This window comes from Vibrio sp. 2132-1 (assembly GCF_033344315.1).
In genome coordinates this window covers 1-18,233 of the sequence record NZ_JAWPON010000032.1, presented here as the reverse complement: position 1 = coordinate 18,233, position 18,233 = coordinate 1, and the positions used below count along the sequence as shown (strand labels likewise).

The window sequence follows — 18,233 nt, the reverse complement described above, 5'->3', positions numbered from 1 at the left end:
CAACAGCAACAGCAACAGCAACAGCAACAGCAACAGCAACAGCAACAGCAACAGCAACAGCAACAGCAACAGCAACAGCAACAAAAGTCTCAAAACGAAGGGAAAGAAGCGCAAGGACAACAGTCACAAAATCAGCAAGAATCTGAAAATAAAAAAGAAAAACAAAAAACGGAACAACATCAACCGCAACGAGATGACAAGCAAGTGAAGGATCAAGGTGAACCAATACAGGCTAAAGCGCATCCCGAAAAAATGCATCAGGATGATCCTGAGTTCCGTCGACTAGAAGCAGTAGAAAGTGCTCGCGACCCAAGCTTTTTGATCCGTGCGCAAATGCAACTTCAAGCGCAACAAAAACAACCTCCACAACAATCTCAAAAGGAGTGGTAAGCCTGTGATGAACAAAGGCGTAAAACTGGTCTTTATTTTTGTGGCCAGCCTAATATCCAGTTTCTCGGTGATGGCACAGACACTTCAAGCTAGTGTGAATAAAACACAAGTAGCCAAGAATGAAGTGATTAACCTCAGAATCATTTCAGATACTGAGCTCAGCTCAGACTCAATCGACTTCAATGTTCTAGAGAAAGACTTCTTCTTGGGTCAACCTCGTTATGGCCGCTCTAGCAATAACATTAACGGAAGAAAATCAGTGCGTACCGAATGGAGTATCTCAATTGCACCAATGAAAGAAGGTGTTCTGACTATTCCAAGTTTTTCCGCTGATGGCATGAAAACGGAGCCGATCAAACTACGTGTCAACGCGAGCCAAACAGACCCCAATCTTGATGATCTATTTAGCTTCAATATTACGGTCGACAACAGTACGCTCTACCCTCAGCAATCTGCAACATTACGTATACAACTTCTAATTAAAGCGGACACTCGACGCCTAGATAACCCGCAAATAGTACCTCCGCAGATTGAAGGCATGAAGCTTGAGGCACTGGGTGGCTTACAACAAAGACAGAAGATCTTAAATGGGTTAGAAGTAGCGGTCATAGAGCAGTCGTTTCGCTTAACGGCCAATCAACCAGGCACTTATACCTTGATAGGTCCTAAACTGACCGGTTCTTATATTTATGGCGACAGCTTGACGGGCTCAACCAAAATAATGCCTATCAACACCAAAGCGGAACGCATGCCAATCACGGTCAAACCGATTCCGAGCGAATTTAAAGGTGAATGGCTTCCTGCTTCAGCGTTAGAAATGACACAGAGCTGGCAAGACGATCAAGGTAATCTATTGTCGACTAACGCGATCAACACAGTAAAACAAGGCTCTTCACTCACTCGAACCATTCAAGTTAAGGCTCGCGGTACACAAGCCGAATATCTGCCACGAGTCAATATTAGTTACCCGAGTTCACTGCGCGTGTATCCCGAACAACCTAAGTTCGATAGCGCGAGAGATGGCACCGTTACCATGACGGTGAAGCAAGTCATTATTCCTACAGAGGCCGGGAAATATACCTTACCAGGATACGACTTGAACTGGTGGGACAGTCAAAATGATGAAGCGAAGAAAACAACGTTACCAGAGCTAACATTAGACGTAGAGAAAAATGACACTGGGCTAATCACGTTGCCGGAATCGCCTCTTTCAGCGCCTTTAGTGTCAGCCCCTAGTCCTGAATCAAGCGGCGATGTAAACAGTCTCTGGCGAACATTAACCTTTGTTTTCTTAGGGCTTTGGATAATGACATTGGGAATCGCTATTTGGGCATGGAAAAAGCGGTCAATAACAGCGAGTGGAACGGTTTCAAATACTGAACAACCACTTTGCATCGACGCGCTAAAAAAAGTCATCGAAGAGGGCGATGCTGCGAAAATTGAACGCTCTGTAAATGAGTATTTAACCACTCATCAAGACAGGTTAAACCCTGGTGACGTACAAGCAATTAAGCAAGAGCTTAATGCCATGAATCAAGCGTATTTTAGTGCTAACCAACAACCTTGGAGCCCTGATTCGCTGCTAGCGAAAATTCAAAACCTTGGCAAAGCAAACGTAACGAAAACCGACCACCAACTCGAAAAGCTATAAATAACTAGATAACAATGGCAGCTCTCATGAGCTGCCCATTCTCTTATGCGGTCAAATTTGCTTTAGCGGTTTTATCTAGAGCACCAACCGCCACCTATTCCCTATCAAGTTGCTCTTATGAACAATCACTTACTCAACAAACACTTGGGGCTCGTATTCGTATCGCCTTACACAATTTCGCCCATGATTCTTCGCTTGATAGAGTGCCTTATCCGACAAGTGATATAAATGGTCGAAATTAAAGTCTTTGCCTTTCGCTTTATAACAGGAGTAACCGACTGAAACGGTAAGTAACTCCCCTTCTGGGTTATGTCGATGCTTTATCCCCTCGCCCTCGATGCACTGACGAATGCACTCTGCTCTCAGTCGAACCTCCTCTTGCTCAGAACCAATCATGAGCAATGCAAACTCCTCACCTCCGATACGGCAAAAAACTTCATCTTCACCTTTGGTATGATGATCCAAGATATAGCCAATTCGCATCAATGCGATATCGCCTTCGAGATGACCATAGTGATTATTGAATAAGCCAAAATGGTCAATATCAATCAGGATCAGGCCAAACGAAATGTCGTCTTCACACTCTAGGGCACAATATTTTTGCATCACATGTTCTAACATGCGGCGATTACCAAGACGCGTCAAAGGATCGAGCTTAGAAAGTACCTCAAGCTGTCGATTGGCTTCCTCCAACTCTTTTGTTCGGTTCTGAACCTCCAGCTCTAAGTTTTCGTTTAGTTCGCGAATCGCCTCTTGAGCTTGAGTACGTTGCAATACTTCAGCTAAGCTGGACGCGAACATACGAATCACTTCACGTAACTGAGAAGTTAAGGGCGCACGTGTCAGCAAATTATCAACAGCGATAAAGGCGATAGGACCACTGCTATTTGAAGTCAATACCGTCATCGCAGCCCAACCAAAGCCAACAATATTACAGTCATGATAAATAGGCACTGATTCTTCAAATGCGACTTCGTTTGGCATTGAGCGAGCCAGATTTATAAGAGAGAAATCTTGGGTTTCGCCAAAGAAGTAAGATTCATCCACCACATTACCTTGAATATCGGTACCCCACGTTCCTTGCATGTAAGAGCAATTTTCATCAGTTAAAAACACCGCCATTCGATCAATACCAAGATTTTTAATGGCGAAAGTGACGGCCGATTTGCATACTCCACTGACAGTAGTGCAACGTGATAACTCAACCATGCTTGAATGCAGCATGCGTACGTTTTGTTCTTGGCGCTTACGAATGTAAATTTGAGAGAAGAGTGAACCAAACGAGTCCAACATCTGTTTTTGATATGCCGTTATCGGCTTACGATGAATAAAGTTATCTAGCGCGAACCACCCAAACGGTTCATTGCCATCGCGTAAAATCAACATCGCATTCCAGCCCTGCCCGATGACCTTGCCTGCTGTGTATATTGGCGCGTCTTCTACAATAACTAAGTTGCTCTCGAGGCTAGATAACGCGGTGATATACTCCTCGCTAAGTTGGTGTAAATCATATTGTGTGTGAAATTCATCAATCGTAATTCCTGACTCATCCGTACCGTATGTACCACTGAAGCTACGCTTTTTCATATCGAGAAGCATCAGTGTAGAGCGATCAAACCCAAGTCGTTCACGTAACGCTTCGACGGCTTTGTAGTACAAGTCCTTTAAAGAATCAGGATTAGAGATTTCGAGTGCAACTTGCTGAACTAACTTCATATTTTCGATAAAGCGCTCGCGTTGGCTAATCTCATCAACATATTGCGCTTCACGAATATCTCTGTGCCTGATCTCTTTCGAGGCATTTTTTTCAGCACGAATACATTGCCAACGCGCCGCTGCGAGCTGCATTGCGTCGTAACTTTCTTCATAGATATTATGTGCTGTGCGAGCATGTACAGATTGAATCAGTAGGTAGGTACGTTTGATAGGCGTGTTGTCGAGCATCATGATGTAACTATCACCGCCTAAATCTCGGGTGTGATTCCAGTTACAAGTGTTGATCGCCAGAGGTATGATGCTTTCAGAGGTATCAAACTGACTTGCCCACTCCCAGAATGTCTCAGGATAGTTTTGGGTTGGGTAAAGCTCTCCGCGAGAGAAGCTCATTGAATGACGAGGGTTAATTGAAGGATCTTCAAAAATAGCGAGGGCTTGAGGGGAGAACAGACTCTCTAAATGATCAAAGATTGCCTCCGCTAGCAACCGATGGTCCCTCGTTGAAGACACTTTTCTTGTAAAACTTCTTAAACTCACCCTACCAACCTAATCTACTTTTTTATCCTCGATAAAAAACTACTTAGGCCATGATATGCAATCAATACGTTCAAATTTGAGCTGTTAAGTCATTCGCAAAATTATCAGACTTAGTGTTACATTCGAGAGCTCTTCAGCACTTTTAAAGCCATGTTTCACATAAGTTACATGCTTTATAAACTGGGGAGGAAAGTTGTACTTATTTACAAGATTTTTGTGTTGGTAGATGTTTTAAGCCTACGACTTAAAAAGAAAAAGGCCCCTCATCAAGAGGGGCAAAGTTACCATCGCTTATAGTTATTTAGTTATGCTTGTAAATACGGTGGATTAACCGAAATCACCATTTACGTAGCCTTGAGTACGGTCGTCTTGAGGGTTGCTAAAGATCACTTGCGTATCGTTGTGCTCAACCAGTTCACCCATTAGGAAAAACGCAGTGCGGTCAGAGATACGACGCGCCTGTTGCATTGAGTGAGTCACGATAACGATGGTGTAGTTCTTCTTTAGCTCTTCCATCAGTTCTTCGATTTTGTGTGTCGCAATTGGGTCAAGTGCCGACGTTGGCTCATCCATCAGAATCACATCCGGCTCCATCGCGATTGTACGTGCAATACATAAACGTTGCTGCTGACCACCAGAAAGACCGAATGCGTGTGATTTAAGGCGATCTTTCACCTCATCCCAAAGTGCAGCACCGCGCAGCGAACGCTCTACCACTTCATCAATTGTCTTTTTGTCTTTGATACCTTGAGCACGTAAGCCGTAAGCCACGTTCTCGTAAATGCTCATCGGGAATGGGTTTGGCTTTTGGAATACCATGCCGACTTTGATGCGAAGGTCAGCAACATCAATGTTGCCGTAAATATCTTCGCCGTCCATCGCCAATTTACCTGTAATTTTCACGCCTTCGATTAGATCATTCATTCGGTTCAAACAGCGTAGAAGCGTTGATTTTCCGCAACCTGACGGGCCGATAAGTGCAGTTACTTGGCGAACTGGAATTGGTAAGTTGATCGATTTCAGTGCTTGGTTGTCACCGTAGAATAGGTCTAGGTTTTCAATATCAAATTTGTTCATTGTCTTAATCTCTTAATTCTTGAATTCGTGTCTTTTAACGTGCGTTCTTAATTAGTGTTGTTAGTAAGTTGCGGTGTTAAAACGTCTAGCAATCAGTTTCGTTACCATGTTGATCAAGAGAACAACTACGATAAGCACTGTTGCCGTACCGTAAGCCTGATTCCATTCTTCAACGGTAAACAGTTCGGTAGTCAGTTTGTATAGATGAACGGTTAGCGTACGACCTGAATCCAATAAAGAATCCGGAATACGTGCAACCATACCTGCTGTCAGGAATACTGGAGCAGACTCACCAATGACACGACCAATACTTAGAATGACCGAGGTTAAGATACCTGGCATTGCGCTCGGAAGAATCAAACGCCAGATAGTGTAAATCTTAGAAGCACCGAGGCCATAAGAGCCTTCACGGTAAGTTTGTGGCACTGCCATCAGCGCTTCTTCCGTTGTACGGATGATCACTGGCAGGATTAGGATACTTAGCGTCAATGCACCCGACAGAATCGAGAAGCCAAGGCCAAGAATCGCCACGAAGAAAGTCATACCAAACAGGCCGAAAATGATCGACGGGATACCCGCCAATGACTCGGTACAGAATCGGATGATTTTCACCAAACGACTGCCCACTTTCGCGTATTCGGTCAAGTAGATTGCCGTCATGATACCGAGTGGCGCTGCCACTGCGATAGAAGCGATAACCATGTAAATGGTCGCCACAATCATTGGGAAGATACCGTGCTCTTCACCTGTGCGCGTATAGTTATCAGTAATGAAGTTCCAATCTACGTGTTGTAGACCGTTTGATAGGATGTACCAGATAATCCAGAACAAAAAACCTACCGTTAGTGCTGCCGAGATCCAGACAAATGCGTTAAAGACATTATCTTTGAACTGGCGTGCTTTTTTCAGTTTTGCGCGATCCATAATAGTCACCTTTAACGAGCGATTACTTCGCTTTTTCTCGGTTTAGGTACAGTAGTACAGCGTTCAACGACATGATGAAGACCAGAAGTACTACACCTGTAGCGTAAAGTGCGTTCGCGTGAACACCACTTGCGTAAGACATTTCAATGGCGATGTTTGCAGTTAGTGTACGAGCCGAATCAAGGATGCCTTCTGGCATTGCCGGCGCGTTACCCATAACCATGATAATCGCCATGGTCTCACCCAACGCACGACCGATACCCAGTATCACACCTGTCATGATGCCTGAGCGAGCCGCTGGAACGAGCAACTTAAAGATGGTGTAGATTTTCGATGCGCCCAGTGCCAAAGAACCTTCTTTATAAGTACGAGGGACAGCGCGGATAGACGTTTCAGATACCGTAATTACCGTTGGTAGAATCATCACACCAAGAACAATGATACCGGCAAGGATAGTATTACCTGCAGGTACATCAAATACCTTCTGAATCAATGGAACGATAATAACCAGACCGAAGAAACCGTAGACCACTGAAGGAATACCGGCTAGCAGCTCAACCGCTGGACGGATGATGTCTGCTAATCGCTTTGGTGCGATTTCAGCGATAAAAATGGCGGTCAGAACACCAATTGGAACCCCAACAATGACAGCACCGGCCGTCGATACGATAGATGCCACAATCATGGTGGCGACACCGTAAAGCGCAGGTGGTAACCAGTTTTGTCCTAAGACAATGCCCGATACGCCTGCTTCTTGGAATGCCGGAATACTCTCTCGAACGATGAAGTATGCAATAACGGCCAATGAAACAATGCCGATTACGGCACTCGTTAGGAACAAGCCGTGGAAGATGCGCTCTTTCCAGTCTACACGACGCTTCTCGCGTAGGCCTGACTTGCTGATAGCTCTAGCGTCAGTATTCATAAGCTTTTCACTATTTGTTGCGATGGTCATTTAAAAATCTCACGGTTCTGGGCAATGCCGTTGAACACAATGGATAGAAAAGGCTCAGCCCGAAACGTTGGGCTGAGCAAACTTTAGAGTCCCGATGGGATTAGTTAACTGAGATGTAACCTTTTTGGTCAACTAGCGCTTGCGCTTCGTCAGTTAGCATCCAGTCTAGGAATTTTTGCGTTTCTGTTGATGGCTTGCCTTCTTTGTAAAGAACAAGGAATGGACGCGCTACTTTGTAAGAACCGTTTTTAACGTTAGCTACCGTCGCATCAACGCCGTCGATTGCTAGCGCATTAACAGTGTTGTCTACAGTACCAAGAGAAATGTAGCCGATTGCGTATGGGTTAGATGCAACCATTGTTTTCAGTGCGCCGTTACCGTTTGCAACTTGAGCACGTTGAGAGATAGCTGATACCTTCTTACCAGAAATCTTCATTTTTAGAGACATGATGTCTTCAAATGCGCCACGAGTACCAGAAGCCGTGTCACGAGTAATGGCTACGATTGGCTTGTCTGCACCACCGACTTCTTTCCAGTTTGATACTTCGCCTTTGTAGATTGCAGTCACTTGCTCGGCTGTTAGACCTGGCAGTTTGTTTTGTGGGTTAACAACCACTGCGATACCATCACGAGCAACCACTTCTTCGATTAGTGTTGATTCTTTTTCAGAGTCTTTTAGATTACGAGAAGACATACCAAGGTCTGCTGAACCATTTTTCGCTGCTTTTACACCAGCTGAAGAACCAGGACCTTGAACTTCGATAAATACGTTAGGGTTCTTCTTCATGTACGTTTCAGAGAAAACTTCCATCAGTGGAGTTACGCTGCTAGAACCCACTGCAGAGATAGTTTCTTTAGCAGAAACAGGAGTCACTGCCATTGCGCCTAGAAGTGCGATTGCACCGATTACTGTCTTTTTCATCACAATTTCCTTAAGTGGCTTTATTGCCGTTGTGTTTCACTTGAACGGTGCTCACTTTAGAATTTGAATATGACAGTTGTGTTTCACTTAGTTGAACCCTCTATGACACGTTGTCATTTCTAACTATTAATTCCGCGACTTATCCCTCTCTCAATTTGAACGTAACGTTTTTATAACGTTGCCTCATGTTCAAGATGATAACCCCATCGATTTTGGTACATTTCATAACAATTAGGTATGAGTAACTCATTGATTTGGCAAATGTAACAATTAAAATCGAAATGCTTATTTATAAAAAAGATAATAATCAAACCGATAGAGGGTCAATCTCATGCGTCAATTTCTTAGTACGCTTTCTATTAAACTTCAGGTTTTTCTGCCTGTTCTATTCACAGTTATATTACTCATCATTGGACTGAGTGTCGGAATCGGTAAACTCGATCAAGCATTCAATAAGGTTTCGGCTTCCACCCATAAGCTAATCATTCACAAAGAGGAACTTAGCGGCATCGTAGACAACACTTACGCCATGCGCATCAAAGCCATTTATAGTCTATTTAGAGCCGAAGATGTTCAGTCTCTCAACCAAGAGCTTTCTAAGCGACAAAACAAAAACCGCGATTTTCTTAACTCCATCGACAATCTCCCTGGCGTTCAAAATGAAGTCAATGCTATGCGTAAGGCCATGAATCACTATGTTGATTTCACTCGCGTTACCATGACACCTCTGCTCACCACTAAACACTCTTCTGATTACACCACCTCTGATTTCAATCAAAAGTACGAATCTGCAATGGCTGAGTATCGATTAGCTGGCGAAGCGATGATCAACGCCATCGACAAACTATCTAAACAATTGAATCAAATCGTCACCGATGAAGTCGAAACGAATGGCGAACAACATTCAACCACGCTAACTTACAGCGCCGTCTCGCTTGCGGTGATCTTGAGTGCCGCTTCACTTATTAGTTGGGTACTCGCCAGCTACATCGTTGCGCCGATTCGTAACCTTCAAGTAACGATGCAGGAAGTCGCGAAGGGAAACCTACTAGTTAAAGCCGAAGCCATCGGGAAAAACGAAGTGTCTCAGTTGGCTCGGGATGTAAACCAGACCATAGAAAAACTGCGTGAAACTGTAAGTGCATTGGTTCGCATTAGTGAAGATGTGGCATCAGCATCAACCGAGTTAGCAACTGTTATGACTCAAAGCAGCGTCAACTCGGATCAAGAAAAGCAAGAAGTTGAGCAAGTAGCCTCGGCGATCAATCAGCTAGAGTCGACCGCAGCTGAAGTATCGACCAATGCACAAGAAGCCGATAGTGCATCAAATCAAGCACGTACGTTAACCTCACAAAGTATAAGCATGTTTGGGGAAAGCACTCGCGCAAGTGAAAAGATGGCGGAACAACTTAACGAAGCCGCTGCCGTCGTGACTTCACTAAAAGATCAATCAGAACACATTGGTCGCGTGATCGAAGTGATTGAAGGTATTTCTGAGCAAACGAATCTACTTGCACTGAATGCAGCGATTGAAGCTGCACGGGCGGGCGAAAGTGGCAGAGGCTTTGCGGTAGTGGCCGATGAAGTACGTATGCTGGCAGCGCGAACTCAGGAGTCCACCAAAGAGATCCAAACCATTATAGAAGAGCTACAGCAACAATCTGGTCACGCAAATGAAAGTATGCATTCCAGCTTAGCCATGTTGTCAGACAACCAAGCTCTTACACAAGAAGTTAGCCAATCACTTGCTAATATCAGTAATGCTATCGCCGATCTGAACTCAATCAACACTCAAGTTGCGACCGCATCAGAAGAGCAGAAGCAGGTCACGGCTGATATCAACAACAACTTAACGAACATCTATGAACTAGTGAGCCAGAACGTCACTGGCATTACGCAATCCGCTGCTGCCGCTCAAGAGTTGTCTGGTTTAGCAGAAAACCAAAAACATCAGCTTAAGCAGTTCCAAGTTTAAATTCTCTGCTCAACACGATAAGTTCCAAAGGTTAGAAAAGAAAAAGCTCCGCACTGGCGGAGCTTATTATAAAGGCAAAGCTATCAACCCTTATTAACGTAATAATTATTATTCATCTGTCACTAACAAGAGAGAACTTTTGAAACTTGAGTTTAACGGATCTCTATTGAAAACCTCACCATTAGTCGTATCAAAAGTTGCAACATGCTTACCGTCGCCATTAGGTGTGTTGCTCCAGACATAACGCCCTAGAACATCATCTCCATCTGTCAGACTATAGCCGCTAGCAAACCCTGTACTATTTATGGCTGGGCTGTGGCAAGCTCGCTCAGTTAGAGATACCAGCTCTTTGATATTTGCTAGTCGCCAATTTTTTTTGTCAGCAAAATTGTGAAGAGGATGGTTGCCGTCCTTATTACGAATTTGTTTGGCTGTGGAGAGAGCGAGTTGCCATGACATTGTAGATCGCGTCCCCTGGCATTCTTGATTTCCTACATTCCATGTCATACCAACTGGACAGCGCATCCATGTAAGACCTGTTTTTAAGTCAGTTACGGTACCGTTATCAGAATATGTATAACGCGTGTTAGGTGCCGTTTTAGCAAAGTCAGTAGAACACTCTTGTGCAGCCATTGCAGTTTGAGAAGCCAAAGCAAGAGATAGTACAGTTATTAATTTCTTCATCTTATTGGCCCTTTACTGCTACTAGACGGATTGGGAATTGGTATGAGTCATCGGCGTCTGCACTTGTGTTGCTTGAGCGAATATCGACGAGTGAAATAGTGCCTCTATCTACGCCCCGAGAGATAATTGCAGGAAAATAAACCTCAGCATCAACGAGCTGTGATGATGTATTCACAAACGTAAAGTCGCTATGCCAAAACGCACCATACTCTAAATAAGGACTGCCTATCGTTTGCTGTGGGAAGTATTTAACATTGAAACCATACACGTTGTGTGGCGCATATTCCTCGTTCGGAGCGAACAGTGTTTGTTCACCAAAGTCTAATAAGTCATATGTTTCACGGTAAGTAGGCAAGCGCCAACCAGTGATTCCACATAACGATTGTTTGTTTATGTACTCAACATATTGGCTAGTGGTACAAACTTCATCACCAGCGTCTTTACAACCTGCAAGCTCTACATCTTTGCTAAATGGCTTAAATGTTTCAGACTCAAACGCAAATAGGCGATCTTTAAATTGAACCGAGCTCGCATCCGCACTCTTGTTTTCCCAAACAAGACCAGTACGCTCGTCCATAGTACAAGCCCAGTCAGTGGCATCTGCAGCTAAAGCAGCACCTTGTGAATCTAGCTTAACGAACTTAAAGCCAGCGCCTGTCGACGTTTGCTTGTCCTCTTTGTCGAAGCCGTACTCCGCATCTTGACCAGGGTAAGACGCTTGAACCTCTGCTACGTCTGCTGCTCCTTCAGCAAAATAAAGAACGGCGCCCGTATCGTTACTACCAACCGTTTGTTCAGCAACCGCTACAATTTCTTCAGCAAATGCACTTATTTCCGCTTCAGACAGAAGATCAGAGGCCAATGATTTACCCTGGAAGCTAAGGCTTTGAGCAAGCAGCGCTACGCCTTTGGTCATTTGCTTTGGTTGCATCGCAGCTAATAGCGCAACCGTGTTTTGCTCTAGCTTGTCTAACTCGCTAGCTTCTGCGTTAGACATCACCGTACCAGAAAGAGAAACGCCGGCATCGGCGAGTTGCGCTTTCACAATCCCTTCAGCTTGAGCAACGGTTTTACCGTCAATTACAAGACCCGCGAGCAACGTTGTTACACCATTGACCGTGTTACCCGTTGCTAAATTTTGGCCCGGAGCCGCAAGACGCAACGTTTGGTTTGAACCTTGATCAACTTGAGCAAGAATGGTGCTGGTTAGTACGTTTTTGTCGCTTGAAGTCAGGCTAAATTTACCGGCATTATCCGTTTTAGCACTCGGTTCAGTGGAATCACAAACGTAGTTTTGGTTTAAATCGATGCACACTGGCGTATCAAGAAGTGTACCTGCAGAAACGATGGTGCCAGCTACATCATAGGTCGGTGCCGACGTGTCACCACCAGAACCTCCGCCACAGCCAGCTAGGGCTAGTGACATAGCAACGAAAGAATATTGAAACTTCATAGATTTTATCTTCTTTTGATTTTAATTAACGAGAGCGAATCACTCTCACCATTGAAAGCAGGACAAGTCCTAACAAGGTCCAAGGCGAGCCACTGCCACCTGAACCACCACCACCACTGCTTTCTTTAGTGGTATCAGCACTACACTGATACTGAGCAAAGTGACTCACACCCCACTCTTTCAACACCCCAGAATTCCCTGACACGCGGTCAGACACTTCGAGACGCCAAGTCCCCCAACTCGGTTGACCGACAAGTGCTTGTAACTCCTCGTCATACTGAGCGGTGAAGTAACCTTTAAATCCTTTGGTATTGCTTGATTGATGGCTAAGTAGCACGACCGATTTGCCTTGTGGAGACACAAGCGTCACTTGCAGATCCTGCAGTGAGTCATGTTCGATGTTCAGGTAAACCGCAAACGAATCATCAATCGTGCGTGACTTATCTGATAGCGTCTGAGAGAACAGTCTGTCGCCCTGCTCTGGCAAAGCGGAATTCACTGATTGAGGCTGGATATCAAGCTCTGGCGTACCATTAACCAGCATCACCTGTTCACTCCACTGGTGAGTCTTTAAGCCTTCTGCAAATTGGTAATCCAATGAAATAGAGGAATCGAATTGCGTGCCACATGTTAGACCGCTTGGTAACGCCACCTTCATTGAGGTCGAGTCAGAAAGCGTTTCATCAAAGTCGAAAACGGATGCGTTATTTAGCTGCCATTGCCCTTTGATGCTCGCTTCACGGCCAGTTTGGCTCAGGCTCAAACCAACGTCTTGACCTTGTGCGATGTATCGAGCGTCATAGCGAACACGAAGAGGCGCTTTAAGTAAGTTGTGTCTGTTGAAGCTGTCCATCAGGAATTGGGCGTAGTCTTTATTTGGGAACAAGGTGTTTGCGGCAAACACGGTCGATTCCGCCAGATCATGCATTTTCACGCCACGACCAATGCCGTACATACCTTCAAGTACAATGGCGTCAAACTCGCGGAACACGTTATCGGTATCATCACCGTATCGTTCAACCGATGCTTTAAGCGCTTGAAACAGCGGCGTTGACCATAACTCGTCACCTAGTTCACCGCCCACACTGACATGCGCTGGATACTCTGAGCTCTCGAAGTAACGTGCTCTTTGGTTCCATAAGCTACGAGTTGTTTTGCGTGTTCCGAACACACCGTCCCAGTTGAACACCGTATCTAACTCGAATTCTTGACCACGACGCGAAGCATCCAAATATTGAGTTCGGTAGCTCGCGCTGCCCGCCCAGTAATCAGCAAAACCCTCTGCGATAGCACCAGTGTGACCGTACGCCCAATCCGGTACGATTTGGTAATGAATGCCATGCCCAAGCTCGTGTATCACTACATCAGCATCGACTGCATCCGGAGAAACACCACCAACACCCAGCATGAGTGCTTTTGGACCGTAATAGTAAGTAGAGTTATCTTTTGATAAACCGCGAGCATCAAAGCGAAGTGGTTCATCAAACAAGTCGTAAGTCAGGCTTGTCAGATATTGGATCGAGCTATCAAGATGATAAAAAGCCATCAACTGTGGGAACGCATTGTCACCAAACTCGGTGCTTTGCATCTCATCAACACTGTCAAATGCTTGAACCCCTTCTGCGCTGAGAAAGTCCAACGTATCGAGTACAGGCGCTTCACCAGGTGCTGGGGCTGCAAATAAACCCGTCGCATCCACTTGCTTTAATCTTGGGTTAGAGAGATAGAACTTACCGCCGGACTGTAAAACCTCAATCGACTTGGTGACGTACTCGATCGGCTGAGGGTAATCAGACAGTGCTGACCACGTCGATTCTGGTGCCGCTTGTTGTTGCATAGTACGAAGATCTGGGTTGAATAAAGAAACCTCAACATCAACCAAACTTCCAGATCTCAGAGCCGGTGGCTCTTGTGCTTGCAGTTGGCGAGGCGATTCCAATTCCATTGCAACCGTTGGTTTACCGTTGCGAATTATCGTATCTTCAAGGCTCTTAAACACTCGCACAACGTGATGATTTTTATCAGTTGTTACTACTAAGGTGCGCTGTGCTTGATATTCACCGTTTACCCAAACATCAAAATTGTAATGCTCACCAAGCTGAGACTGGGTTTTGTAACGGAACTTAAACTCGCCCGCTTCTGAGTAGTGGCTGTCTAGATAAGTTTTCGCTTGCGCTTCATTGGTCACCACAGAATCCGTTGAGGGATAATCCCACTCTGCAGCCAGCGCCGCAGGGGTACATGCAATAAGCAGTGAAAACGCCAATGGTTTTAGCTTCATGATTTCGTCCTAGAATTCGTATTTTGCATTTAGCGTGAAGTAGCGCCCAGGCTCAGTTGAGTAACGCTTACTTTCCTCAGCGATACCCGCTACGTCTTGGTATCGGATGTATTCTTTGTCGAACAGGTTGATGATGTTTGCGCTAACACGAAGGTTTTTGGAAACGTGGTAAGTTGCGCCAATATCAAACGTATTCCACGCACTTGTCTGCGCGCACTCTGTCGCTAGACCAAGCGTGGTCTGGCATTTAGGAACGCGATCCATGGCCGCGGCCCAGTTCCAAGCCACGTAAGCATTGAAGTCTTGGTTGGCGTATTTCAGTTGAGCGTTACCTTCGAATGGCGTAATGCTTCGAACGTATTCGCCTTCCGCATCTTTGCCATCTACGTAGCCAAACTTGGTGCTGATGTCCCATTGTTTGGTGAGCGCGTAACCCGCGGAAAGCTCTGCACCATACGTCTCGACACCATCGAGGTTTTGGTATTGTTTAATGTAATTACCATTGCTTGAGTCAAAGCCCGTGGTCACAACGTCGATGAAGTTTTCAAACTTGTTGTAGAACAAAGACGCATAGACATACGCACGACCGTTATCGAACTTGTTACCGATTTCAAATGAGTCGGAAGTTTCAGCTTCTAGATCCATGTTTGGTGCAATGACAAACGGCGTGAGCGGCACAAAGTCGTGGCTTACGAAGCCATACGCTTTATCGTATTCCGGAGCACGGTAACCATGGTTATAAGATACATAAGCAATGTTGTTGGCAAACATTTCACGAGAAACCGACAGGCTTGGAGATACCTCTGAGCTATCCATGTCTTTTAATGGGAAGCCGCCCACTTCACCCGCACCGTCTGGCGTGAGACGGTGCGCATCAAAGCGTAGGCCACCTGTGATGGTCCATTTATCCAGTTCCACCATGTCTCGAACGTACAAACCAATGTTATAAGCACGAGCAGGAGCGAAAGGTTGTTTGGTCGAAGGTGTTACTCCGTTCCAATCAATCTTGGAGTCGCTATCTGTGCGTTCGTAATAGTCAGTAGAAAGCTCGACACCGTAAGCCAATTGGTGCTCAACATTTGCTGCATAAATCGTATTAGTGAAATCGCCACGGAAGCCAATTGTTTCGTCAATGAAGGTTTTGTGTTCCAGCTCGCGACGCTTGGTGATCAAACCATTGTGATCCACTTGGCGCATTAAACGGTTGGTGTCTTCCACCACTTCGGTGTGACGCCAGTAAACTTTGGTATCCAACTCTTCGAACCAAGTTGGATTAATCGGAGTCACCTCTGCACCAATATAAGCGCTGTACTCTTCTGTGGTTTCATCCTCAGCAAAGTCTTCAATATGCCAAATTCCATCAGGTTGAATGGACGGTGAACCCTCCAAACGCTCTTGGTTCTGGGTGTAGAGTTCAGCTTTCGCTTTCAACATCACCTCTTCATTGAAAAAGTGGTTGATCGTATAAGCACCGCTGTAACCATCGAGGTCGCGGTTATACAAATCTTCATCAAAGTTACGTGTCTCTTGTCCTTGCCAGTATGAAACGTTAAACAAACTCTCTGTATCACCGGAACGGAAAGCTAGATTACTCGTGCCTTTGTACTTGTTGCTGATATCGGTGTAAGTACCGGAAACATCGGTGTAGAAGTCTTTGTCTTTTAAGAAATCACCCGGCTGACTGGATTCTAAAATCACCACACCGCCAATCGCGCCAGAGCCATGCACCGAAGAACTTGCCCCTTTAATGATTTGCAGCGATTCAAAATTGGATAAATCAAAAGTATCTCGCCCAACTGCATCATTAATGTCATTCGCACCGAAGCCATCCGCAGAACGAATGCCATCACGAACGATCATAATGCGGTTACCCGTCATACCACGGATGGTAATGTTTTGCGGACGTCCTGCACCGCCCGTCACGCTTACACCAGGTTCGTTACGCAGCACGTCATATAGCTCGGTCTCGCCTCTTTCTTCGATTTGCTCGTTTGTGATAACCGCGACACTACCTGCCACTTTTGACAATGGCTGATCGATTTTATTGGCGGTTACCACCACCTCTTCCATTGAGAAAACCTTAGATTCGGCGTGCACTTGACTGGCAGCAAGTACCGAAAGTACTGCCGCTGACACTGGGGTAAGCTTCATTTACTGCTCCGCTTTAGATGTTTTAATGAGTGATAGTAGAAATGCGTATTCTTTTGCTTGTTGTTCTTGCGCTTGTCGCGGGTCCATTTGGTGGCCCGAATTAAAATTAGTTTGCAACAAGTACGGCCCGTTGCGCTCACTTAACGCTGAAACTTTAGCGAGATACTTTGCGCCTTCCCAATATGGCACGCGCAGATCGATTAAACCGACTTGAACCAACATGGGTGGGTAAGTGTCTTTATGGATATTGAGAATCGGATCGTACGCCTTCATTAACGCCAATTGTTCAGGTTTGGTTGGGTTACCCCATTCGCCATACTGCTGTGTGGTAAGCGGAAGTGAGGTATCCGACATACTTGCAACCACATCAACAAAAGGCACTTTAAGTACGACACCTGAAAACAATTTAGGATCTTGATTAACCGCTCCGGCCACCAACGTGCCACCAGCACTAGAACCGATGGCGAAAACCTCTCTATTGCCACGTTCGAATGTTTGCAGCGCCTTCGCGGCCGCGACAAAATCACCAATAGAATTGGCTTTTCGCACACCACGGCCTTGCTCGTGCCATTCATCGCCAAAGTACCCACCGCCACGGACATGGGCGATAGCGTAAATCACACCTTGGTCGAGTAAACTGATAACCTGAGGCATAAAGTACGGTTTCATCGTAAAACCATACGCGCCGTAACCGTAAATCATCACAGGAGATTGTGGGTGCAATTTGTCTTTGCGATACGCCAAAGAGACCGGGACAGAAACGCCGTCGTGCTTAATAAAAATACGTTGGGATACATAACGCTGACTATCAAAGTCTTGATAAGCATCTTGAGAGTACAAGGATTTATTCAGCGTTTTTACATCGAACTCTTCCCACTGAGGAGGCGTAGTCATCGACATGCTTCGGATACGAATTTTGTTTGATTCAAAATCGCCCAATGTGCTTAGCCAAGCGACATTACCATCGTGTTCCAATGGCAGTATCACTTTTTCCTGCCCTTGGTAAGAATACACCGTCAATGTCGACAAGTTGTTTGGCTTACTAAGTGCCACAACTCCTGCATCATAAAGGTAGAACTGTTCAAGCGGCTCACGAGGATTGGTAAAGCGTTGCCATGTTGCGCCAAGCGGTGCGAGTTCGGCTTGGTAAAGGGCGAACTTTCCTTCCAGGTTGCTTTTAAGATAAATGTAACCTTTCGCCACATCCGCGTAATATTCCACACCCACTTCAGGCTTTCGCAATGAATCTGAGACAGTGCCCGTTTCTAGATCGACAAGCTTCTGCTCTGTTGTTGACTCGTTGTTGCTTTGCAGCACAGCATAACGGCTATCTGCCGCACGATAGAAAGAAAGTAACCAATCTGACTTGGGTTCATTCCATAGGACTGTTTTTGCCAAAGATTCAGTGGAGATACTTAAGATCTGATGAGGTCGCTGGGTACTGAGGAATCCCCTAATGATTTTGATAAAAATCATAAATTTAAGGTAGATGCACATCTTGTCATGTGATCAAATGG

Annotated in this window: 11 protein-coding genes and 2 pseudogenes; 3 read left to right on the top strand and 10 right to left on the bottom strand. The window is 45.4% G+C overall.

The window, feature by feature from the left end; all coding sequences use genetic code 11:
• A pseudogene (locus R8N47_RS22705) lies at positions 1-390 on the top strand (hypothetical protein); the annotation flags it as partial.
• 4 nt (positions 391-394) lie between these two features.
• On the top strand, positions 395-2,041 hold the full coding sequence (locus R8N47_RS22700) for a BatD family protein (protein WP_054579336.1): 1,647 nt from the start codon (positions 395-397) through the stop codon (positions 2,039-2,041).
• A 129-nt stretch (positions 2,042-2,170) separates the two neighbouring features.
• Here R8N47_RS22700 and R8N47_RS22695 read toward each other — a convergent pair whose 3' ends face one another.
• The 5 genes from R8N47_RS22695 to R8N47_RS22675 all read right to left on the bottom strand — a co-directional run bounded on the left by R8N47_RS22695 (position 2,171) and on the right by R8N47_RS22675 (position 8,172).
• Complete coding sequence (locus R8N47_RS22695; protein WP_064354909.1) at positions 2,171-4,294, bottom strand: GGDEF domain-containing protein; 2,124 nt, start codon at positions 4,292-4,294, stop codon at positions 2,171-2,173.
• Positions 4,295-4,621: 327 nt separating this feature from the next.
• Positions 4,622-5,371: a phosphate ABC transporter ATP-binding protein PstB gene (pstB, locus tag R8N47_RS22690; protein WP_005375156.1), complete on the bottom strand. Its 750-nt coding sequence runs from the start codon at positions 5,369-5,371 to the stop codon at positions 4,622-4,624.
• A gap of 60 nt (positions 5,372-5,431) precedes the next feature.
• Positions 5,432-6,295 carry a phosphate ABC transporter permease PstA gene (pstA, locus tag R8N47_RS22685; RefSeq protein WP_005383923.1) on the bottom strand — a complete coding sequence of 288 codons (864 nt, stop codon included), beginning with the start codon at positions 6,293-6,295 and terminating at the stop codon, positions 5,432-5,434.
• Between the two features lie 22 nt (positions 6,296-6,317).
• Positions 6,318-7,250, bottom strand: coding sequence for a phosphate ABC transporter permease subunit PstC (gene pstC / locus R8N47_RS22680; protein ID WP_005375154.1), 933 nt, complete (start codon positions 7,248-7,250; stop codon positions 6,318-6,320).
• Between the two features lie 100 nt (positions 7,251-7,350).
• The gene (locus R8N47_RS22675; protein ID WP_005375153.1) at positions 7,351-8,172 is read right to left on the bottom strand and encodes a phosphate ABC transporter substrate-binding protein; all 822 of its coding nucleotides are present in this window, start codon (positions 8,170-8,172) and stop codon (positions 7,351-7,353) included.
• A gap of 331 nt (positions 8,173-8,503) precedes the next feature.
• On the opposite strand from R8N47_RS22675, the gene R8N47_RS22670 reads away from it, so the two are divergent.
• Complete coding sequence (locus tag R8N47_RS22670; protein WP_053307910.1) at positions 8,504-10,147, top strand: methyl-accepting chemotaxis protein; 1,644 nt, start codon at positions 8,504-8,506, stop codon at positions 10,145-10,147.
• 108 nt (positions 10,148-10,255) lie between these two features.
• Here the strand turns inward: R8N47_RS22670 and R8N47_RS22665 are convergent, their stop codons facing one another.
• From R8N47_RS22665 to R8N47_RS22645, 5 genes and pseudogenes are all read right to left on the bottom strand, one after another.
• Complete coding sequence (locus R8N47_RS22665) at positions 10,256-10,831, bottom strand: DUF1566 domain-containing protein (protein ID WP_053307911.1); 576 nt, start codon at positions 10,829-10,831, stop codon at positions 10,256-10,258.
• Position 10,832: 1 nt separating this feature from the next.
• The gene (locus R8N47_RS22660; RefSeq protein WP_064354910.1) at positions 10,833-12,284 is read right to left on the bottom strand and encodes a DUF1566 domain-containing protein; all 1,452 of its coding nucleotides are present in this window, start codon (positions 12,282-12,284) and stop codon (positions 10,833-10,835) included.
• 25 nt (positions 12,285-12,309) lie between these two features.
• Entirely contained in the window at positions 12,310-14,565 is a 2,256-nt protein-coding gene (locus R8N47_RS22655; protein ID WP_064354911.1) for a proprotein convertase P-domain-containing protein, read from the bottom strand.
• Between the two features lie 9 nt (positions 14,566-14,574).
• Positions 14,575-16,716, bottom strand: coding sequence for a TonB-dependent hemoglobin/transferrin/lactoferrin family receptor (locus R8N47_RS22650; protein WP_064354912.1), 2,142 nt, complete (start codon positions 16,714-16,716; stop codon positions 14,575-14,577).
• A pseudogene (locus R8N47_RS22645) lies at positions 16,717-18,156 on the bottom strand (prolyl oligopeptidase family serine peptidase); the annotation flags it as partial.
• Positions 18,157-18,233 lie beyond the last annotated feature (77 nt).